The organism is Christensenella sp. MSJ-20, assembly GCF_044357945.1.
In the GTDB taxonomy this organism is placed as follows: Bacteria; Bacillota; Clostridia; order Christensenellales; family QAND01; genus QAND01.
In genome coordinates this window covers 1297342-1316699 of record NZ_CP076563.1, presented here as the reverse complement: position 1 = coordinate 1316699, position 19358 = coordinate 1297342, and the positions used below count along the sequence as shown (strand labels likewise).

General features: G+C 57.0%; 19 protein-coding genes. 8 read left to right on the top strand and 11 right to left on the bottom strand.

Going from position 1 to position 19358, the window contains the following annotated elements:
- Positions 1 to 241: 241 nt before the first annotated feature.
- The 9 genes from rsmG to dnaN form a co-directional block, all read right to left on the bottom strand.
- On the bottom strand, positions 242 to 952 hold the full coding sequence (rsmG, locus tag KP626_RS06685) for a 16S rRNA (guanine(527)-N(7))-methyltransferase RsmG (protein ID WP_395976026.1): 711 nt from the start codon (positions 950 to 952) through the stop codon (positions 242 to 244).
- The gene (gene mnmG / locus KP626_RS06680; RefSeq protein ID WP_395976024.1) at positions 949 to 2832 is read right to left on the bottom strand and encodes a tRNA uridine-5-carboxymethylaminomethyl(34) synthesis enzyme MnmG; all 1884 of its coding nucleotides are present in this window, start codon (positions 2830 to 2832) and stop codon (positions 949 to 951) included. The genes rsmG and mnmG overlap by 4 nt, the downstream gene beginning before the upstream one ends.
- An 11-nt stretch (positions 2833 to 2843) precedes the next feature.
- Positions 2844 to 4205, bottom strand: a complete 1362-nt coding sequence (gene mnmE, locus KP626_RS06675; protein WP_395976022.1) for a tRNA uridine-5-carboxymethylaminomethyl(34) synthesis GTPase MnmE — start codon at positions 4203 to 4205, stop codon at positions 2844 to 2846.
- A gap of 120 nt (positions 4206 to 4325) precedes the next feature.
- The gene (gene jag, locus KP626_RS06670; RefSeq protein ID WP_395976020.1) at positions 4326 to 5213 is read right to left on the bottom strand and encodes an RNA-binding cell elongation regulator Jag/EloR; all 888 of its coding nucleotides are present in this window, start codon (positions 5211 to 5213) and stop codon (positions 4326 to 4328) included.
- A gap of 14 nt (positions 5214 to 5227) precedes the next feature.
- On the bottom strand, positions 5228 to 6241 hold the full coding sequence (locus KP626_RS06665; RefSeq protein WP_395976018.1) for a YidC/Oxa1 family membrane protein insertase: 1014 nt from the start codon (positions 6239 to 6241) through the stop codon (positions 5228 to 5230).
- A gap of 1 nt (position 6242) precedes the next feature.
- Positions 6243 to 6470 (bottom strand): membrane protein insertion efficiency factor YidD, encoded by a 228-nt coding sequence (gene yidD / locus KP626_RS06660; RefSeq protein WP_395976016.1) that lies wholly within the window; start codon positions 6468 to 6470, stop codon positions 6243 to 6245.
- A gap of 1 nt (position 6471) precedes the next feature.
- Positions 6472 to 6825, bottom strand: a complete 354-nt coding sequence (gene rnpA, locus KP626_RS06655) for a ribonuclease P protein component (protein WP_395976014.1) — start codon at positions 6823 to 6825, stop codon at positions 6472 to 6474.
- Positions 6826 to 6849: 24 nt separating this feature from the next.
- Complete coding sequence (gene rpmH / locus KP626_RS06650; RefSeq protein ID WP_395976012.1) at positions 6850 to 6984, bottom strand: 50S ribosomal protein L34; 135 nt, start codon at positions 6982 to 6984, stop codon at positions 6850 to 6852.
- A gap of 429 nt (positions 6985 to 7413) precedes the next feature.
- Positions 7414 to 8517, bottom strand: a complete 1104-nt coding sequence (gene dnaN, locus KP626_RS06645) for a DNA polymerase III subunit beta (RefSeq protein WP_395976010.1) — start codon at positions 8515 to 8517, stop codon at positions 7414 to 7416.
- Between the two features lie 119 nt (positions 8518 to 8636).
- Here dnaN and KP626_RS06640 point away from each other — a divergent pair, with 119 nt between their 5' ends.
- Positions 8637 to 8798, top strand: a complete 162-nt coding sequence (locus KP626_RS06640) for a hypothetical protein (protein ID WP_395976008.1) — start codon at positions 8637 to 8639, stop codon at positions 8796 to 8798.
- On the opposite strand, the gene dnaA is transcribed toward KP626_RS06640, so the two are convergent.
- A complete protein-coding gene (dnaA, locus tag KP626_RS06635; protein ID WP_395976006.1) occupies positions 8788 to 10089 on the bottom strand; it encodes a chromosomal replication initiator protein DnaA in 1302 nt (433 codons plus the stop codon). The genes KP626_RS06640 and dnaA overlap by 11 nt on opposite strands.
- Positions 10090 to 10443: 354 nt before the next feature.
- On the opposite strand from dnaA, the gene recF reads away from it, so the two are divergent.
- The 4 genes from recF (at position 10444) to gyrA (ending at position 16873) form a co-directional block, all read left to right on the top strand.
- Complete coding sequence (recF, locus tag KP626_RS06630; protein WP_395976004.1) at positions 10444 to 11538, top strand: DNA replication/repair protein RecF; 1095 nt, start codon at positions 10444 to 10446, stop codon at positions 11536 to 11538.
- 198 nt (positions 11539 to 11736) lie between these two features.
- Positions 11737 to 12003, top strand: coding sequence for an extracellular matrix regulator RemB (gene remB / locus KP626_RS06625; protein ID WP_395976002.1), 267 nt, complete (start codon positions 11737 to 11739; stop codon positions 12001 to 12003).
- 123 nt (positions 12004 to 12126) lie between these two features.
- On the top strand, positions 12127 to 14034 hold the full coding sequence (gene gyrB / locus KP626_RS06620; protein ID WP_395976000.1) for a DNA topoisomerase (ATP-hydrolyzing) subunit B: 1908 nt from the start codon (positions 12127 to 12129) through the stop codon (positions 14032 to 14034).
- A gap of 370 nt (positions 14035 to 14404) precedes the next feature.
- Positions 14405 to 16873 carry a DNA gyrase subunit A gene (gene gyrA / locus KP626_RS06615; RefSeq protein WP_395975998.1) on the top strand — a complete coding sequence of 823 codons (2469 nt, stop codon included), beginning with the start codon at positions 14405 to 14407 and terminating at the stop codon, positions 16871 to 16873.
- A gap of 109 nt (positions 16874 to 16982) precedes the next feature.
- On the opposite strand, the gene KP626_RS06610 is transcribed toward gyrA, so the two are convergent.
- Positions 16983 to 17120 carry a hypothetical protein gene (locus KP626_RS06610; RefSeq protein ID WP_395975996.1) on the bottom strand — a complete coding sequence of 46 codons (138 nt, stop codon included), beginning with the start codon at positions 17118 to 17120 and terminating at the stop codon, positions 16983 to 16985.
- Positions 17121 to 17297: 177 nt separating this feature from the next.
- On the opposite strand from KP626_RS06610, the gene KP626_RS06605 reads away from it, so the two are divergent.
- The 3 genes from KP626_RS06605 to KP626_RS06595 all read left to right on the top strand — a co-directional run bounded on the left by KP626_RS06605 (position 17298) and on the right by KP626_RS06595 (position 19354).
- Positions 17298 to 17777, top strand: a complete 480-nt coding sequence (locus tag KP626_RS06605) for a DUF6530 family protein (RefSeq protein WP_395975994.1) — start codon at positions 17298 to 17300, stop codon at positions 17775 to 17777.
- Positions 17777 to 18112 carry a GIY-YIG nuclease family protein gene (locus tag KP626_RS06600; RefSeq protein ID WP_395975992.1) on the top strand — a complete coding sequence of 112 codons (336 nt, stop codon included), beginning with the start codon at positions 17777 to 17779 and terminating at the stop codon, positions 18110 to 18112. The genes KP626_RS06605 and KP626_RS06600 overlap by 1 nt, the downstream gene beginning before the upstream one ends.
- 237 nt (positions 18113 to 18349) lie before the next feature.
- The gene (locus KP626_RS06595) at positions 18350 to 19354 is read left to right on the top strand and encodes a DMT family transporter (RefSeq protein WP_395975990.1); all 1005 of its coding nucleotides are present in this window, start codon (positions 18350 to 18352) and stop codon (positions 19352 to 19354) included.
- The last annotated feature ends 4 nt before the right edge of the window (positions 19355 to 19358 follow it).

Here is a 19358-nt window from a genome sequence, read left to right as displayed (position 1 = left end):
TGGGATTCCTTCCCGATCGCAAAACCACCCTGGATTCGACGAAAGAACCGAAAATACCCACGCATATTCGCGCAAAAATGGGAAGGAATCGGGGAAATGAGGATTCCTGACGTCGCCCATCAAAAGGCCTATTGAAAGGGGATCGCCGATATAGTAGAACTGAAATAGCTCCATAAAACAACAAAAAGGCCCTAAAAAGAAGGGCCTTTTCCCGGCAATTTCCGTAGCGGCTCGCTCCCATTCATCCCCCAATGGGATGCTTGCGGATCACCCCGCCGCTGCGAGGATATTCCCGTGGGGTATCCCGCCATTTCTTAACCTTGATGATGCAGCACTCCATGCCCGCCAGAGGAGAGGGAAACAGCTGGGGGGAGGCGCCTCCCAGGGCGGCAATGGCCGAACGGGCGCGCTCCAGTTCCTCCGCTCCCCGGCGGCCTTTCATGGCAAGAAACAGGCCCCCTGCCCGCGCCAACGGAAGACAGTATTCCGCCAACTGGTCCAAGGCAGCCACCGCCCGAGCGGTGACATAATCATAATGGTCCCGGTGCTGCTGCGTCCGAGCCAACTCCTCCGCCCGGCCCTGGATGGCCTGGGCATTGCGCAGCCCCAATTCCCCGATGACGGAGGAAAGAAAGTCCACCTTCTTCCGGGTGGCGTCGCAAAGGGTCACCTGGCAGTCGGGACGTAAGATGGCCAGCACCATGCCGGGAAGCCCGCCCCCGGTGCCCACGTCCATGACGGACGACCCCTGGGGAGGGGGCGCCACCGCCAGGAGGGTGGCGCTATCCAATAAATGCAGGCGCAGGGCCGTGTTCTCCTCTCGAATGGCCGTCAGATTCATCCGGCGGTTGGTCTCCAGCAGCATACCCAAATAGGCCAGGAGTTCCTCCGACTGCCTTGCGCTATGGGTGACGCCAAGCTGGGCAAGGCCCCGGTCCAATTCCTCTCTCATGGTTCCTCCTTCCGGCCGCCGGATCCAGTGGCGCGGTGCTTGAGATAGACCATCAAAACGCTGATATCGCTGGGGGAAACCCCGCTGATACGCCCCGCCTGCCCCAAATTCCGGGGCCGGACGCGGTTCAGCTTCTCCCGAGCTTCTATCCGCAAAGAAGAGATGGCCTGGTAGTCCAGATCATCAGGCAAGACAGCCTGTTCCATCCGCAGAAAGGCCTGGATATCCCGCTCTTGACGCTGGATATAGCCCTGATATTTTACCTGTATCTCCATCTGCCGGGCTACGCCGGGGGAGAAGGATTCCGCAAGATAGGGCGTCACGGTATCAAAGGCGGCGTCATTTCGCGCCAGAATGGACCAAAGGGTAGCCCCCGGCTGAATGGGCGCCCCCAGGGCCTCTCCAACCCGTTCCGTCTCAGCCGCGGTAAGCCGCCGCTGCTCCAGATACGCCAATCCCCGCGCAAGGTCTCGCTCCTTCCGTTCCACAGCCCGGTACCGTTCCTCCCCGGCCAAGCCCGCTTCATAACCCAGGCGGGTCAAGCGGAGATCGGCGTTATCCTGGCGCAGAATCAGGCGGTATTCCGCCCTGCTGGTCATCATGCGATAGGGTTCCGGGGTTCCTAGGGTGGTGAGATCATCGATCAGCACGCCGATATATCCCTGATCCCGGGTGAGAATCAAAGGCTCCCGCTCCCGTAGATAGAGGGAAGCGTTGAGCCCCGCCATCAGCCCCTGGGCCGCGGCCTCCTCATAGCCGCTGCTGCCGCAGACCTGGCCCGCGAAGAACAGGCCCGGGATTCCCTTGGCCATAAGGGCTCCGGTGAGAGCCGTGGCGTCGATGCAGTCATACTCGATGGCATAGCCGTACCGGGTGATGGCGGCCCGCTCCAAGCCGGGCACCGTATGGAGCGCCGCCTCCTGGACATCAAAGGGCATGCTGCTGGAAAAGCCCTGCACATAGAGCTCGTCGTTATCCAACCCCTCGGGCTCGATGAAGAGCTGATGGCGCTCCTTATCGGCAAACCGTACGATTTTATCCTCAATGCTGGGGCAGTACCGGGCGCCCATTCCCTGGATGATACCACTATATAATGGGCTTCGATCCAGATTAGAACGCAAGATATCGTGGGTCTCCCGGTTGGTATAGGTAAGATAACAGGGCACCTGGGGAATCTGCACCGATTGGGGATCGGTCAAAAAGGAGAAGGGCACTACCGGCTCATCCCCCGGCTGTAGCTCCATCCGCTCCACCTCTACGGTATGCTTGTTGATCCGAGGCGGAGTGCCGGTTTTAAATCGCATGATGGAAAAGCCCAGGTCCCGGATGCTGGCGGTTAGATGGCTGCTGCGCATCAGGCCACCAGGGCCGGTTTCCTCCCGGAATTCCCCCGCAAGGATGCGGCTTTGCAGATACACCCCCGTGGCAACCACCACCGCTCGAGCGGAATAGGAAGCTCCATGGGTGGTGACGATCCCTCCTACGGTACCATCGGGGTTTACTAAAATCTCTTTGGCTTCCCCCTGCAAAAGGGTTAGGTTGGGGGTCTCCAGCAGCACCCGGCGCATGAATGCGGAATACCGGGCCTTATCGGCCTGGGCCCGGAGGGAATGTACCGCCGGCCCCTTTCGGGTGTTGATCATCCGGGATTGGATGAAGGTGGCGTCGATGGTCCGGCCCATCTGACCGCCCAAAGCGTCGATCTCCCGCACCAAATGCCCCTTGCTGGTGCCCCCAATGGCAGGGTTACAGGCCATATGGGCAATGGCGTCCAGGGACAGGGTCAGGCAAAGGGTGCTTCGTCCCGTCCGGGCCAAAGCCAGAGCGGCCTCACAGCCCGCGTGGCCACCGCCGATTACAATGGCGTCATATGATTCCATAGGCTTTCCCCCTATTTTCCCACACAGAACTTGGCAAAGATGGTATCGATCACGGCTGCCCGGGCGTCCTCCCCCGTAAGCTCCATCAGGGGAATCAGAGCATCCATGGCGTCCATGCTAATGAGATCAAAGGGCGCTCCCATTTCCTGGGCGGACAGTGCCCGGCCAAGGGCCTCCCGGCTCCGGGAAAGGCAATCCCTCTGCCGGGCGCTGGTGATGACGGCGGACCCTACGTCCTCCCGCCAGCCCGCCTGCTCCAACACCGCATCCAACAGATTCTCGATTCCGGTTCCCTCGCTGGCGCTGGTCGGCACAATCCGGGCCCCCGGCTCCACCAGCTGCTCCACATCCTGGATGGATAGGTAGAAGTCCAGATCCGTTTTATTAAGGGCCACCACCGTGGGCCGTCCCCGGGTGAGCGCCGCAGCCTCGCGGTCCTCCTCCCCAATGGGGCGGCTGCCATCCAGCACCAGCAGCACCACATCCGCCTCCCGGGCCGCCGTTTCTCCCAGCCGAAGCCCCGTAGCCTCGGCTCCCGATTCCACCTCCCGGCGTCCGGCGGTATCCAGCAGCCGGATCAACTGGCCTCGATGGGAGAAGGGGTATTCCAGCACATCCCGGGTGGTGCCGGGGGTTTCGTCCACAATGGCCCGTTCAAAGCCGGCAATGGCGTTTAACAGAGAGCTTTTTCCCGCGTTGGGACGGCCCACCATGGTACAACGGATTCCATCCCGGATCAGCCTGCCGGTGGCGTAACTGTCTCTGAGGCTGCTGATCTCTTCATAGGCTGCCCTCAGCTGGCCCAGAGCGGCTTCCACCGCCGGGCGTTCCCAATCCTCCTCCGGGAAATCAATGGCCGCCTCCAGGCCGGCTACAGCCGTCTGAACGGTATCCCGGATCCTACGGATGGCGTCCCCCGTCTCCCCCGTCAGATGCCGCAGGGAGGCGGAAAGGGCAGCCTGGCTCTGCGCGGAGATCACCTCCATTACCGCTTCGGCCGACATCAGATCCATCCGTCCATTGAGATACGCCCGCTTGGTAAATTCTCCAGGCTGCGCGGGACGGCTCTCCGGAAAGGCCTTCTGGATGGCCTCCATGATCCCGTCCAAAAGGGCGGGATTGCCATGGGCATGAATCTCCCCCAGATCCTCTCCGGTATAGGAGCTAGGCCCTGGGAAGAACACCCCCATGGCCTGATCCAGGAGACGGCCCGCTCCATCGGTCAGCCGCCCATAGACCATCCGCCTGGGCGGAAAGGTTTTACCGGGAAATACCCGATGGAGAATCTCCTTCGTCAAAGGGCCGCTCAGCCGCACCACCCCGATGCCTCCCCGGCCGGGCGGCGTGCTGACGGCGTATATGGTCCGCTCCATGGGTTTCCTCCTTTCATGGCAACAAAAATGCCCCCGGTATGGGCCGGGGGCTTCTCCTGCCGGCCTCAGGCCGGAATCTGTTCAACGGGTTTGGGATGGACCTCGTCCGTAACTGGGCGGTCAATCCTCCGGTTTGATGATCACATGGCGGTGGGGTTCCTCCCCCTCGCTGTGGGTGGTCACCCCCGGGAATCCCTGCAGCTCGGAATGCAGCACCCGGCGTTCGTAGGGATTCATGGGCTCCAGCGCTACGCTCTTTCCAGAGCTTCTAGCCTCCTGGGCCTTCTTCTTAGCCAGCTTCCGGAGGGTATTCTCCCGCTTGATGCGGTAATTTTCGGTATCCACCACAAACCGCTTGTATTCCTTATCACTCTTATTGGCATAGAGGGAGACCACATACTGCAAGGCGTTTAAGGTCTCTCCCCGGCGGCCGATGAGTACCCCCATGCTGGGGCCGGACAGGGTAAAGGAAACGCAGTTATCGTCGCAGGCATAGCAGTCCACCTTGGTTTGATCCATCCCCATCCGGGTAAGGATGCCCACAAGGAATTCCTGCTCCTTGCCGCCGTCGATTTTCTCCCCTAAATTCACCGCGGCCTGCTGGCTATGCTCGCCCCGACGGCCGTCGTTGCGATCCCGGCGGGGACGGTCCTCCCGTCTCCGGTCCCCCTGTTTTCCTCCGCCGCTCCGGCGATCCCGGTCCCGGCGGGGACGATCGGCGTTTTGACGGGGGATGGTGGGATTTTCATTCCGGCGGGGCGGTCCCTGTTCCCGTTTGGGCGCGGGGGCGGGCGCCTCCTCGGAGGAATGGAAGATTTCATCCACCAGGGAGACGGTCTCCTTTTCGGTAAGGGCTACCACCACCTTAGTGCCGCCCAGGCCAAACAGGCCCCGGCTTCCCTGACTCACAATTTCGATGTCCACCTCATCGATGGAAAGGCCCATCTGCACCAAGCCGTTATAGATGGCCTCATCTACGGATTTTCCCGTGGCTTCCACTTTTCTCACGGCGGATCCTCCTATTATTTCTTGGCGGGCGCAGCCGCCTCGTTCAAGCTCTTTGTCAGCACCTTATTGAGCACCAGAGACTGGCCAAGGCTCCACAGGTTGCCCACCGTCCAGTAAAGGGCGAACAGGGCGCCGGTGGTCATGGCGAACCAGGCGATCATCAGGGGCATCAGCAGCTCCATCATAAAGTTGCTGCCCGAGACACTTCCCGTGGTCATAGCCTGCTGCTTGGTCTGCATCCGTGCCAATATCCACTGGGTGACGAAGGTCAACAGGGGCAGAACGTAATATCCGTTGTTAAATCCGGCATGGGCTTCCAATACCGGCGTGATCACCGTCTGATAGTTGAGGGCGGAAGCGGTTTGGACCAAATCCGCGGGAATGGTTTGATAGGCGGTGGAAAACAGATTGCCCAAAAGGGTGGTATCCGTCAGGCCGGAAGTAGCTCCCGCAAATTGGTTGACCGCGCTGTAATGCAACACATCCTGGGCGCTTTGCAGGATGGTGGGATCCATCTTGCCCACGGTGGATACCGCCGTACTGAACTCCGCCAGACTGGGCATAACGGGAGAATGGCCGGTATCGGGCTGCCAAATGTTTCGAATCCATAGGAAAGAGGGGGGCAGAACGCTTTGGCCGTTGGCCAATCCCACCACCAGCTCAATGGACTGGGTGTTGGAAAGAATCCGGATGGCGCCAAACATAGCAAACAGGATGGGCAGCTGCAGCAGCATGGGCAAGCAGCCGGCCGTCATCTTGATATCCTCTTTTTTGTAGAGCTCCCGCAGGGCGATACTCTGCTTCTGAGGGTCGTTCTTATACCGCTCCCGGATGGCGTTGATCTTGGGCTGCACCATCTGGGTCTTCAGGGTGGAGCGCTTGCTCTTGACGTCCAGAGGCAAAAGCAGAACCTTGACCAGCAGCACAAACAACAGCATGGCCAAAACGTAATCCCCCGTGAACCCATGGAACAGGTTGATGACGTCTACGAAAAATCGTGAGAGAAAGTTATCGGTTAAAAATCCCATATTACCCTCCTGGCGATTTCCTCATGGGGACGGGATCATAGCCGCCCTTGCAAAAGGGATTACAGCGCAAAACCCGCCAAACGGCCAGACCCAGACCTCGGATCACACCCCACTCCTCCACGGCTTGAATGGCATAATTGGAGCAGGTTGGGGTAAACCGGCAGCAGGGCGCATGCCGCACATGCCGTTGATAGAACCGAATCAGGGATAAGACCCATTTTTTTATCATTTTACTTTAAAATACCGGCTTTTGAAAGCAGTTTTTCCATGGTTTGTCCCACCCGGGCAAAATCCGCTTCCCGAATGGCGGGCCGCCCCACAAAGACCATATCCCAGTTGCCGGTAAGCCGGGGCTGCATCAGCCGGAAGTTTTCCCGCATCAAACGCCGGGCACGATTCCGCTGGACGGAGTTACCCACCTTTTTTCCGCAGGTAAACCCTACCCGGTATCCTCGCCGGGTCTTTCGAACGATGAGGGTCATCAGGGGCGAACCCTGGGACTTCCCCCGGTGGTAGACGATCTGAAAATCCCGGTTTTTCCGGAGCCGATGCCGTTTATCCAGGGAAAAAACTTTCTGCTTCATGTGAAAAAAGCCGCAGAGCGGCTTTTACGCAGACAGCGTTTTACGGCCTTTTCTACGCCGGCGGGTGATGACGTTGCGACCGGTATGGGACTTCATCCTGCTGCGGAAACCATGTACCTTTTTCCGCTGTCTTTTCTTCGGCTGATAGGTCTGAAGCATGTATAAGCACTCCTTTTTACAGATGTTTCTCCATTTTACAATGCTTTAACATTATATTGAAGGATGGTTTTCCTGTCAATGAAAATCTCTGAAAACCCCTGTATTTTCCGGGTTTCTCACGTCATTTCCGGGTAAACCCCGCCCAGGGCTCCAAGCCGCCGAGGGCATATCTTGTGATGTTTGGATTCCCAGTCTTTTACGAAACACTAGATAACGGACGCCCGATGAATGCTGTCAACAATCTTTGCGGGAGAAACACCTCCGCAGGGACAAAAGAGGTTTCTGAAAACCTTCCTATGGGCATCCGCGACTGTGCAGCAGTCGCAAAAAGGGTCCGGGCACTCGATGGCTTGGCTCCACGGTTCAAAATAGTTGTGTTGGATACTTCCGTACCCAACACTCCTTTTTTCACCACTGGCGGCGATTCTGCTACGCCCCATAGATGCGGACGGGTAGCACCAGGTATAGGAACCGATCCCCTTCCACCGGGGTAATGACACAGGGATTGATGTTGGAATTGAAATCCAGATAGACATCCTTTTCTCCGGTGGCCCGCAGGGATTCCATCAGATACCGCGCGTTGAAAGCGATCTCGATATCCTTGCCCTCCTTTTCAATCTCCATATCCTCATAGACGTCACCCAGTTCGGAATTGGCGGTTAGAACAAGGGATCCATCGGTAATGGCGATCTTAATCAGATTATTTTTACCGGCGGACGCCATCAAAGAAGCCCGCTCCACGCTCTCCAACAAGGTTTTAGGGGAAACCCGCACCCGGGTGGCATATTCCTTGGGCAGGATGGCCTGATATTTGATGTATTCTCCCTCCAGGAGCCGGGTGGTGATCCGGGTATTGCCCAAATCCACCATCATCTGGTTTTGACCCAAATACAGGGAGATATCCTCCTTCCCATCTCCAAGGGTTCGGGCGATCTCACTCAAATACCGGGCAGGAACCACAAAATCCACCGGCAGACGATGGTTCTGGGGCACATCCCGATAGATGGCCAGCCGATAGCCGTCCAAGGCTACCACGCTAATGGATTCCTCCTTGACCTCAAACAACGCTCCCGTCAAAATGGGCTTGCTCTCATCGGTAGCACAGGCAAACAGGGTGGCCCGTACCATATCCCGCAGCTGCTCCTTGCTGAGCACCAGAGGATTTACCTGGGCCAAAGCCGGCATGGTGGGGTAATCCTCCCCGGCGATGCCAGATACCGAGAACCGCACCTTGCCGGATACCACCTTTACACTTTGACCAGCGGTCTCAATGAATACCTCTCCCGCCGGCAACCGGCGTACCATATCGGAAAACAACCGGCCGGGCACCACGATTTCGCCGGGCTCCTCCACCATAGCCGCCAGGCTGGTGTTGATGCAGATATTCAGATCGCTGCAGGTTAGGGACAACCGATTGTCTTCAGACTGGAGATAGATACCCTCCAGGGCGGCAATGGCGGTCTTCCCCGACAACGCGCGGGTCGCGGTGTTGATGGCAAGGATCAAATCGTCTACCAGGCAATTACACTTCATGAAAACATCTCCTTCTCGTGATGGTTATTTATGATGGTTAAGAATCATCGTCATCATCATATATGCTGTGGAAGCTGTGGATATCCGGGGAAAGGCCCCGACGTTAGGAGGATTTGCCTTTGGATAATCCCGTGGATGTTTTTGCGGATCATCCACAAGGGGAAGCGGTTATCCGCAGAAGGGAAAATCCTCTTTTTGATTATCCACTCTTTGTGGACAGGGAAGAACAGGGAATCCACAGGAGCAATCCACAGCTTGCGGATAACCGGGCTACTCGGTGAGGCTGCTCTTGATATCCTCCAGAGTCTTGTTTAAGGATTGGTTTTCCTTCCGCTCTGCTCCGATTTTATCGCAGGCATGGAGCACGGTGGAGTGATGCTTATCGAAGAGCTTACCGATATCCGGCAGGGAAAGGTCCGTCATATCCCGAACCAGATACATGGCGATCTGCCGAGGCACCGCTAGCTCTCGGCTCCGGCGGGTGGAGCAAAGATCCACCAGGGAAACGGAAAAATAGTTGCAAACGGCTGCTTGAACGTCCTTTGCAGTGATGACTTTGGGTCGGGAAACGTAGTCTGCAAGGGCGGTTTGCGCCAGTTCCAGGGTGATGGGTTTACCCGTTAGGTTGCTGAAGGCCACCACCCGGTTGAGGGTGCCCTCCAGTTGCCGGATGTTGGATTTGACTATATTGGCAATGAAGGGCAGGACGGAATCATCCTCCAGGACGATGCGTTCCGTCCGGGATTTTTCCGCCAGGATCGCCACCCGGGTCTCATAATCCGGTGGGAAGATATCCGCTAGCAGCCCTCCCTCAAACCGGGAGGCCAGCCGTTCCTTCAGCATGGCGATGCCCTTGGGGGGTTTATCCGCCGTTAGGATGATCTGTTTGCCGGAATCATGCAGGACATTGAAGGTATGAAAGAACTCATCCTGAGTTCGCTCCTTATCGGCGATGAACTGGATGTCGTCCACCATCAGAACGTCCACTCCCCGATATTTGTTCCGGAAATCATCGGGTTTGCCCATCTGGATGGCGGTGATCAGCTCGTTGGTAAACCGCTCCGAGGTGACATAGATGACCTGGGCATGGGGATTTTGGCTTAAAACATAGTTGCCAATGGCATGCATCAGGTGGGTTTTTCCCAGCCCTGTGCCGCCGTAGATGAACAGGGGATTATATTTGTTGCCCGGCATCTCGGCCGCCAGCTTTGCGGCGGCACAGGCCAAACGATTGCCCTCTCCTACCACGAAGGTATCAAAGGTATACCGAGGATTGAGCTGCAGGCCGCTTCGGCTGGGTGCCGATGCCTCCACCCGGGGTTCCTCGATGGTAAACACCGGGGAAAGATCCCTCCGGCTGGCGGCCACCAATGCGCTTTTGATGAAATTATAGTATTCCTGTTTGTTGAGGGTGGCCAGTACCCGCTCATCGGGAACCTGGAGTAGGATCCTGCCGTTTTCCAAGGAGAGAGGACGCAGGCTGGTGATATAGCTGTTGTAGGAGGCGTCGGATAATTCCGATTTTAAGATGGAGCAGGCGGAACTCCAGACGCTGGATAGATTCAATTCCATTTGAAACGAAATACCCCCTTTATCGAAATGCAGCCGTACCGAATGAAAGCAAAAAATAAAACCTGTGTATAGGTTATCCACAGGAAAAGAACAGGCTGTGCATAATTGTTCCTGAAATGAAGATACCGCCCAAAACCAATTGTTTTGGCGGTATTTCTGTGGATAACTTGGTTCTATTAGGGGCAAATCCCCAGACACTGACAAAATAATAGCAAAAAATCTGTGAATAATCAATGGGAACGTATGTTTTATGCTTGTGGATAACTTTTGATTTTTCTGATGGCATCATTCAATTTTGTGGAGGACACCGGGGATTGTGGATGCTATAATGATAGCATATATGGGGGAACTGTGATGCGGATTACCGAGATACAACTAAAGGACTTTCGCAATTATACCTCCCTTTCCCTATTGCCGGGAGAGGGAATCAATCTTTTGATGGGCCAGAATGCCCAGGGAAAGACCAACCTGCTGGAGGGGGTCTATTTGTGTTGTATCGGCAAGAGCCACCGGACTACCCGGGATCAGGAGATGATCCGGGAGGGAGCGCGGTCCGCCTATTGCGGCATTTCGGTGAGCCGGCGGGACGGTGGCCGAAAGGTGGAGGTTTTGCTTTCCCGGGATTCCCGCAAGCGGATCCAGGTTCTAGGGGTATCCATCGCGCGAATGAGCCAGCTGATGGGACATATCAACTGCGTATTTTTTTCTCCCGAGGATTTGCAGCTGGTAAAAGGGGGGCCCTCCGCCCGGCGGCGGTTTTTGGACGTAACCCTATGCCAGCTTCGGCCCGGGTATTTTACAGCGCTCTATCAGTATAACAACGCCCTTGCCCAGCGCAACGCCATTTTAAAGCGGTATGATCCGCAGAAGGCATCCACCCTGGCGGCCTTTGACGCCACCCTATCCGCCTACGGAGGGCGGATCATAGCCCAGCGCAGAGCCTTTGGGGAAAAGCTCCGCGCCGCCGCACAGCGGACTCATAGCGCCATTGCTCAGGGAGAGGCCCTGGATCTTTCCTATCGTTCCCAGGTGGAAGGGTTGGATGAATACGCCTGTCAGGCTTCTTTATTGGAGCTTTTGGAAAGCCGCCGGACAGAGGATATCCGCCGGTTCCAGACCACCGCGGGGCCCCATAGGGATGACCTTGTGGTGGAAATCGCTGGCCGGGATGGCAGAATGTACGGCTCCCAGGGACAGCAGCGCACCGCTGCCCTGGCCCTAAAACTGGGAGCCATGGAGCTGATGCGGGAGGAGACCGGCGAAATGCCGGTGCTGATGCTGGACGATGTGCTTTCCGAGCTGGATCAGGGCCGGCAGAACGCCCTGTTGTCCTGTATTCAAGGCCAGGCCTTTATCACCACCGCTGTGCCCATCAGCGGCATCTCCGGAGCGGGTGTTCGGGCCTTTCAGGTTCAGGCGGGTGTTTTGAAGGGGACATCGGTTCGATAAAAAAACCATGGGGAAATCAGTGGTTTCCCTTTTCATTATCTAAAATATATTATATAATATATATATATTCATATTAGAGGTCAAAAAAACCGGATCGGAGCGGTCCTAAGTGGGCGCCCTTGGCCCGGCGGTTTTTTTGTTGGGCACCAGGAAGTCCGTCGGCGCCCGTTCTAGTATAAGACGGAGGAGGGTCTTCTGATGATCCTACACATCGGCGCCCGAGAGATGGTTTCCCGCCGGGACATCGTGGCAATAATCAAATATGAGGGATTGACCGCCACAAAGGGCGGCCGTGCCTATTTAAAAGCCGTTCAGGATCGGGGAAAACTCTTGGACATCTGCGGCGGCCGTCCCGGCAGTCTGGTGGTGCTGCAGTCCGGTGCCTGTTACCTTTCCCCCATATCGGCGGGCACCCTATTGCGCCGGCTGGAAGAGGACGGCATCTCCACCCTCGATATGGATTAGCCAGACCGAGCCTAGCACTGCTACGCCGCGAAAAACGCAAGGGGCGTGGATCAGCTATCTGCTGATATAGAGCGAGTACGCGGCTGCCCAATGGGCGGCGATATACAAAGGTAGGGAGAAACAATGGAACACAATCATTATGATGCTTCACAGATTCAGGTATTGGAAGGGTTGGAAGCCGTGCGCATCCGGCCGGGAATGTACATCGGCACCACCGATACCCGGGGCCTGCATCATCTGGTGCAGGAAGTGGTGGACAACAGCATTGACGAAGCCATGGCGGGCTTCTGTACCCATATCCAGGTGACCATCGCCCCCGATGGTTCCATATCCGTTACCGATAACGGCCGGGGCATCCCCATCGATATTCACCCCAAGATGGGGGTCAGCGCCCTGACGGTGGCCCTTACCATGCTCCACGCCGGCGGTAAGTTTGGCGGCGATGGATATAAGGTGTCCGGCGGCCTTCACGGAGTGGGCGTTAGCGTGGTCAACGCCCTGTCCCTGTGGCTTCGGGCCGACGTATACCGGGACGGCCGCCATGTGCGCCAGGAGTTTGCCCGGGGCAACGCCACCACTGAGGTGGTTGAGCTGGAGGCTTCCGATCGCACCGGCACCGTGATCTCCTTCTTCCCGGATGCGGAGATCTTTAAGGAGGGTATCGAGTTCCAGTACGATATTCTCCGAAACCGGCTTCGGGAGCTGGCGTTTTTGAACGGCGGGGTCAGCATCACCCTTACCGACGAGCGGCAGGGCCAGGAAAAATCCGAGATCTTCCATTACGAGGGAGGGGTAATCTCCTATGTGGAGTATCTGGACCGGGCTCGTACCCCCATGTTCCAGCCTCCCATCTACATGCAGGGACGGCGGGACAGCAGCACCGTGGAAGTTGCTCTTACCTTTAACGACAGCTATACCGAGAATGTCTATTCCTTTGCCAACAACATCGCCACCATGGAGGGAGGCACCCACCTGGCGGGTTTCCGTACTGGGGTTACCCGGGCCATCAACGATTATGCCAAGCGCAACGGCATCCTAAAGGGCGGCGAGGCCAACCTCACGGGGGAGGACGTGCGGGAGGGAATGACCGCCGTCATCAGCGTAAAGCTCACCAATCCCCAGTTTGAGGGTCAGACCAAGACCAAGCTGGGCAACAGTGAGATCCGTTCCATGGTGGATGCCGCCGTCAGCGCCGGTCTGGCCCAGTATCTAGAGGAGCATCCCCAGGAGGCCCGTGCAATTGCCGATAAGTGCCTGCTCGCCCGACGGGCTCGTGAAGCCGCCAAGAAGGCGCGGGAACTGACCCTGCGCAAGAGCGCACTGGAGTCGGGAACCCTTCCCGGTAAATTGGCGGACTGCTCCGAGCGGGATCCCAACCGCTGCGAAATATTCATTGTGGAGGGGGACAGCGCCGGCGGCAGTGCCAAACAGGGCCGGGACCGGAGCTTCCAGGCCATCCTGCCTTTGCGGGGAAAGATCCTCAACGTGGAGAAAACCCGGTTGGATAAGACCCTCAGCAACGCGGAGATCAAAGCCATGATCACCGCCTTTGGCGCCGGCATCGACGAGGAGTTTGATCTTTCTAAGCTGCGCTATGATCGCATCATCTGCATGACGGATGCCGACGTGGACGGCAGCCATATCCGCATTCTGCTGTTGACCTTCTTCTACCGCTATATGCGTCCTCTCATTGAGGAGGGGCATGTATACATCGCCCAGCCGCCGCTCTATAAACTGACCCGAGGCCGGGAGGAAACCTATTTTTATACCGACGAGGATCTGGAAGCAAACCTCAACGAATACGGCCGCCAGGGCATCAACCTCCAGCGGTATAAGGGTTTGGGAGAGATGAATCCACAGCAGCTCTGGGAGACCACCATGGATCCCGACAGCCGTACCATGCTGCGGGTATCCTTGGAGGACGCCATGGCCGCCGACGAAATCTTCTCGGTGCTCATGGGCGATAAGGTGGATCCCCGCAGGGAGTTCATCGAGCAGAACGCCAAATTGGTGGCCAACCTCGACATCTAAGCGGCGGGTCGTCGCTGACATGTCGCGGGCGGGGGGATAGTGGTTAGAAACCTAAGGAAGCCATCGGCAAGAGCTTTGGATAGAGGCGCTCCACACGCCGTGAGGCGTGCAAAATGGAACTGGGCACTGGCTGGCCAGGCTAAGCTTGGATCCCTGCCGCGGGCGGAGGACAGCGATTAGAAATCCATAGAGGCCAGCAGCAAAATATTGATTTGATCACCCTCGCAACTACATAGCAGTTACAAAACGAGCATGGGCTCAACCTGCCGTACTGCAAGATGTACAAAATGGAAGCATTATACTGCCCCGCAACTGTGTAGCAGTTGCAAAAGGGGTGCAGGCTCAGCCTGCCGGGGGAGAAGGGATTGTTATGGACGAGAACAAACAGATGAACATTGGAAGGGTGCAAAGCGTTGATATTGAGAAAGAGATGAAGGAATCCTTTATCTCCTACGCTATGGCGGTCATCATCAACCGGGCGCTACCCGATGTGCGAGATGGGCTGAAGCCGGTGCACCGGCGGATCCTGTACAGCATGTCGGAGTTGGGCCTGTGGTCCGACCGGCCCTACCGGAAATGCGCCCGTATTGTGGGTGATGTGCTGGGTAAATACCACCCTCATGGGGACTCCGCCGTGTACGATAGCTTGGTTCGCATGGCCCAGGACTTCTCCATTCGCTACACGCTGGTGGATGGCCATGGCAACTTTGGCAGTGTGGACGGGGACTCCGCCGCGGCCATGCGGTATACCGAGGCGCGGATGAGCAAGGTATCCAGCGAGCTGCTGGCGGATATCGATAAAGAGACCGTGGACTTCGGCCCCAACTTTGACGAGACCCTAACCCAGCCCCTGGTGCTCCCCTGCCGAATCCCCAATCTTTTGGTCAACGGGAGCGGCGGCATTGCCGTTGGCATGGCCACCAACATCCCGCCGCACAACCTGCGGGAGGTGGTGGACGGCGCCATCGCCCTTATTGACAATCCCGATCTGGACAGCGTTGGGCTCATGGAGTATGTGAAGGGCCCGGATTTCCCCACCGGAGGGGTTATCATGGGATATTCCGGCATCCGCAGCGCCTACGCCACCGGACGCGGCCGCATTGTGGTTCGGGCCGTGGCCGAGATCGAGCAGTTTACCCATAACCGGTTCCGCATCTTGGTTACCGAGATCCCCTATCAGGTGAACAAGGCCCGGCTGGTGGAGAAGATTGCCGAGCTGGTTCACGATAAACGCCTGGAGGGCATCAGCGATTTGCGGGACGAATCCGACCGCAACGGCATGCGTATCGTCATCGAGCTGAAGCGGGATGTCAACCCCAACGTGGTGCTCAACAACCTCTATAAGCATACCCAGATGCAGGATACTTTTGGGGTGATCATGCTGGCCCTGGTGGACGGAGAGCCCAAGATCCTGTCTTTGCATCAAATGCTCCATTATTACATCGAGCACCGCAAGGACGTGGTGATCCGCCGGACCCGGTATGAGTTGAACCGCGCCCAGGCCCGGGCCCATATCCTGGAAGGGCTTCTCATTGCCCTGGATCATATCGACGAAGTGATCCGCATCATCCGCAGCAGCCGGGACGACGCTGAGTCGAAAGCGCGGCTGATGGAGCGCTTTGGCCTATCGGAAAAGCAGAGCCAGGCTATCCTGGATATGCGGCTTCGCCGGCTCACCGGTCTGGAGCGGGATAAGATCCAGGCGGAGTACGCCGAGCTGCAAAAGACCATCGAGTATCTCACCCGGGTGCTGGGGGACATGGCCCTTGTGATGGGGATTATCAAGGATGAATTGATGGAGGTTCGGGAGAAATACGGGGATGACCGTCGTACCAAGATCGAGCCCATCGAAGGCGAGGTGGACATTGAGGACCTGATCCAGGAGGAGGATATGGTGGTGACCCTGACCCGGTTTGGCTACATCAAGCGGATTGGGGCGGATACCTACCGCATCCAGAACCGGGGCGGCAAGGGGATTAGCGGCCTTACCACCCGGGAGGAGGATTTTGTGGAAACGGTCTTTGTGGCCAACACCCACACCCCCATCCTGTTCTTTACCAATACCGGACGGGTCTTCACCCTCAAATGCTATCAGCTGCCCCTGGCCGGCCGCACCGCCAAGGGAAGCGCCATTGTAAACCTGCTGCGATTGGGGCCGGGGGAGAAGATCACCACCGTACTGCCCCTGTCCGATTCCGGAAAATACCTGGTGATGGCTACCCGCAAGGGGATCATCAAAAAGACCCCGGTGGAGGACTTCCGTAACATCCGTCAAAACGGCCTGGTTGCTATAGGCATCCGGGAGGACGACGAGCTTTGCGGCGTGTTCCTTACCTCCGGCCGGGATGATATCATCCTGGGCACCCGCGAGGGGATGTCCATCCGGTTCCACGAGGAGGATGTGCGGCCTATGGGCCGGTCGGCGATGGGGGTTCGCTCCATCAAATTGAAACCGGGAGACGAGGTTTTGGACGTCAACAAGTTGGATCGGGAGCTGGTGCTGACCATCAGTGAGAATGGATACGGCAAGCTGACCCCTGCATCGGAATATACCCGGCAGAATCGAGGCGGTATGGGGATCAAAACCCTTAACGTTACCCAGAAGACTGGTCCGGTGGCGGGGCTTAAGGTGGTATCCGGGGACGAGGATCTGGTGATGATCGACCAGGACGGCACCATCATCCGCATCAACGCCAGCCAGATTTCCGTATTGTCCCGATTGACCCAGGGAGTACGGCTCATGCGGGTCAGCGAGGGCAACCGGGTGGTGGCCATCGCCGTGGTGGAGCCCGATGAGGAGATGCCGGAAGGGGAAACTGCCGAAACTGTTGAGGAATAAAAAAAAATAGATGCAAAAAAGAGGAGCAGACGCTCCTCTTTTTTGTTTGGACGGCGGCGCCATCACTGGATCAAAGAAAAACGCCGGCAGACGCCGGCGTTTTTCCAGGTTATTTATCTTCCTTTTTTTCTTCTTTCTTTTCCGCTTCCTTCTTTGTGGCGGCTTCCTTGTTCTTCTTCAGGGTGGCCATCAGATCATCCATCCGGCCGCCTACCTTACCAGAGAACTTGTTGTCAAATCCAGCCATGGTAGATCCACTCCTCAAAAAATTCTGTATGATTATGGTAGCACGCTTTTGTCCCGTATTCAAGAGGGTTTGCGCCGGAAAGATTGGAATTTCATGCCGAGCATCCGACCTTGACGAAAGGGTGCCAGCATGATATAAATTTAGTAAATTAGTAATTTACTAATAGGAGTGATGTTGATGCAAATTCCCACCACTTTAAAGCATAAGCCGGTTTTTACCGTGGAGAATTATGAGAATGTGGATGGCCGGTTGGCCTATCATAGCGACGCCAAAGGGCTTTCCCTGGGTCTAGCCCAGTGGAATGACCGGGGCCGGGTGGATATTTCGGCCAAGGTGTGGCGGCATACCGGGGAGAAATGGTCCCGCCAATCCGAAGAGATTCCCCTGCACCGGGTGCTGGATCTGGCCATTTTGGTGTGCCGGGCCAAACAGTATCTGCGGGACGCGTACCGCTACCCCGATTTCTATGATCCCGAGAACCCGATGGTGGACCGCATTGGGATTCAGGGGGACGCCATGACCCTTCAGGTCTGTACTGAAAATCAACACATCCAGGAGGATATTCGGCTGTTTTTGGACGCACTGGCCAAGGATGACGAGCTCATTGGGGAGCGGCTTAGGGTTCTAAGCCGTATTCTGAAGGAGATGGATTACTGATGGACCAGGAGCGGCGGCGCACGTTGCGCCGGCAGTACCGGGAGGCTCCCCGGGAAGGGGGGATCATCTGCATCCAAAACCGGGAGACGGGACAGCGCTTTCTGCTGGCGGAGCCCAACCTATCGGGAGCGCGGAACAAATTTCTGTTTGCGATTCAGACCAATAGCTGCTGTTACGCTGCGCTTCAGAAGGACTGGGCGGCCTATGGCCCAGCAGGGTATTCCTTTGAGGTGCTGGAAACCCTGAGGCCCCAGGAGGGTCAAACCCCCAAGGAGTTTCGGGAGGATCTGAACCAGCTCTTAGCGCTATGGCGGCAGCGGGAGAACGAAGCCTAGGCTGCCGGCCGGGGATAGCAGCTCCTGGATAACCGGGCAGAAAAAGGATGGTTTCAGAAATTGGATGCGGTTTTTTCCGCTAAACCATTGAAATATCCCCCTGGGGGGTGTATAGTCACGCTGGAATGAAGGCGATTGCGTACAACTCTTAGAAAATAAAGACTGCCAATGGATTGCCATTGGTCGTCTTTCTTTTAGATATTTTATTACGATTCATTGATTTTGGAGGGGAAACCAGTGGAGCTTAAGCAGAACAAAGCACCGTCTATGGCGGTGATCTATGCCGTGCTGATCTTCGGCATGGTGGCCAGTACGTTCCATGCGCCGTTGTTCCGAATCGGCCTTGCCCACAACACCGGCATGACCAGCGAGAATATGTCGGTGTACCGGATGTTCTTCGCCTGGGTGGGCGTAGCCGTCATGTGCGCCATCAAAAAGGACTACCGCCAGGAGATCGTAAAGATCTGTAAGAACCCCCGGGTGTTCATCATCCTGGCGCTGATGGGCATTTTTAAGGCCAGCAGCCTTTTGATCTGGGCCTATTGCCTGGACAGCCAGACCCCTGTTTTTGTCCTTAATATGATCTCCAACACCCAGCCCCTGTTCATTATGCTGGGCAGCTACCTGATGTTTAAGGAGCGAACCGGGCCCAAGGCCATGCTGGGGGTGTTCATCTGTCTGTTTGGGGTGGGCATCATCAGCATTTCCAGCTTTAGCGGCGGCACCATCAGCCTGTGGGCGGTGTTTGGGATGTTCTGTTCCGCCATTCTCATGGCGTTGTACCTGCTGTTCAGCAAGCTGGTACAGCAGGATGTTTCCTTCTGGCCCATGCTGTTCATCGCTTATATCTTCTCCACCCTGGAGATGGTGGCCTGCTGTGTGCTTTCCGGATCGCCCTTTGGCCCCATCACCATGGAGGGCTGGCTGATCTTCCTGGTCATGGGCATCTGGTGTACCCTATTGGGCCACTCCTGCGGCGTATGGGCCGTGAAGTACATCAGCCCCGTGAAGTCCTCCATCTTTAACCTGTTTGGGCCGGTGGTTTCCGCGGTGGTCTGCTACTTCCTGCTGGGCGAGATTCCCAGCATTATGGTGCTCATCGGCGGCGCCTTGGTTCTGGTGGGTCTATGCGTGTACAACCTGGCCAAACTCCAGGAGAGCCGCGCGGTTCTGGCCAAGGAGCAGGCTGATGTGAAGGCCATGGAGGGAGAGGCTGTACCGCAGCAAAACGCTGCCGGATAAGGAA

Bases quoted from the DNA above. Each gene is read 5' to 3' on its own strand.
- rsmG (WP_395976026.1), bottom strand. From the start codon at position 952: ATGAGAGAGGAATTGGACCGGGGCCTTGCCCAGCTTGGCGTCACCCAT.
- mnmG (WP_395976024.1), bottom strand. From the start codon at position 2,832: ATGGAATCATATGACGCCATTGTAATCGGCGGTGGCCACGCGGGCTGT.
- mnmE (WP_395976022.1), bottom strand. From the start codon at position 4,205: ATGGAGCGGACCATATACGCCGTCAGCACGCCGCCCGGCCGGGGAGGC.
- KP626_RS06665 (WP_395976018.1), bottom strand. From the start codon at position 6,241: ATGGGATTTTTAACCGATAACTTTCTCTCACGATTTTTCGTAGACGTC.
- yidD (WP_395976016.1), bottom strand. From the start codon at position 6,470: ATGATAAAAAAATGGGTCTTATCCCTGATTCGGTTCTATCAACGGCAT.
- rnpA (WP_395976014.1), bottom strand. From the start codon at position 6,825: ATGAAGCAGAAAGTTTTTTCCCTGGATAAACGGCATCGGCTCCGGAAA.
- rpmH (WP_395976012.1), bottom strand. From the start codon at position 6,984: ATGCTTCAGACCTATCAGCCGAAGAAAAGACAGCGGAAAAAGGTACAT.
- dnaN (WP_395976010.1), bottom strand. From the start codon at position 8,517: ATGAAGTGTAATTGCCTGGTAGACGATTTGATCCTTGCCATCAACACC.
- dnaA (WP_395976006.1), bottom strand. From the start codon at position 10,089: ATGGAATTGAATCTATCCAGCGTCTGGAGTTCCGCCTGCTCCATCTTA.
- recF (WP_395976004.1), top strand. From the start codon at position 10,444: ATGCGGATTACCGAGATACAACTAAAGGACTTTCGCAATTATACCTCC.
- remB (WP_395976002.1), top strand. From the start codon at position 11,737: ATGATCCTACACATCGGCGCCCGAGAGATGGTTTCCCGCCGGGACATC.
- gyrB (WP_395976000.1), top strand. From the start codon at position 12,127: ATGGAACACAATCATTATGATGCTTCACAGATTCAGGTATTGGAAGGG.
- gyrA (WP_395975998.1), top strand. From the start codon at position 14,405: ATGGACGAGAACAAACAGATGAACATTGGAAGGGTGCAAAGCGTTGAT.
- KP626_RS06610 (WP_395975996.1), bottom strand. From the start codon at position 17,120: ATGGCTGGATTTGACAACAAGTTCTCTGGTAAGGTAGGCGGCCGGATG.
- KP626_RS06605 (WP_395975994.1), top strand. From the start codon at position 17,298: ATGCAAATTCCCACCACTTTAAAGCATAAGCCGGTTTTTACCGTGGAG.
- KP626_RS06600 (WP_395975992.1), top strand. From the start codon at position 17,777: ATGGACCAGGAGCGGCGGCGCACGTTGCGCCGGCAGTACCGGGAGGCT.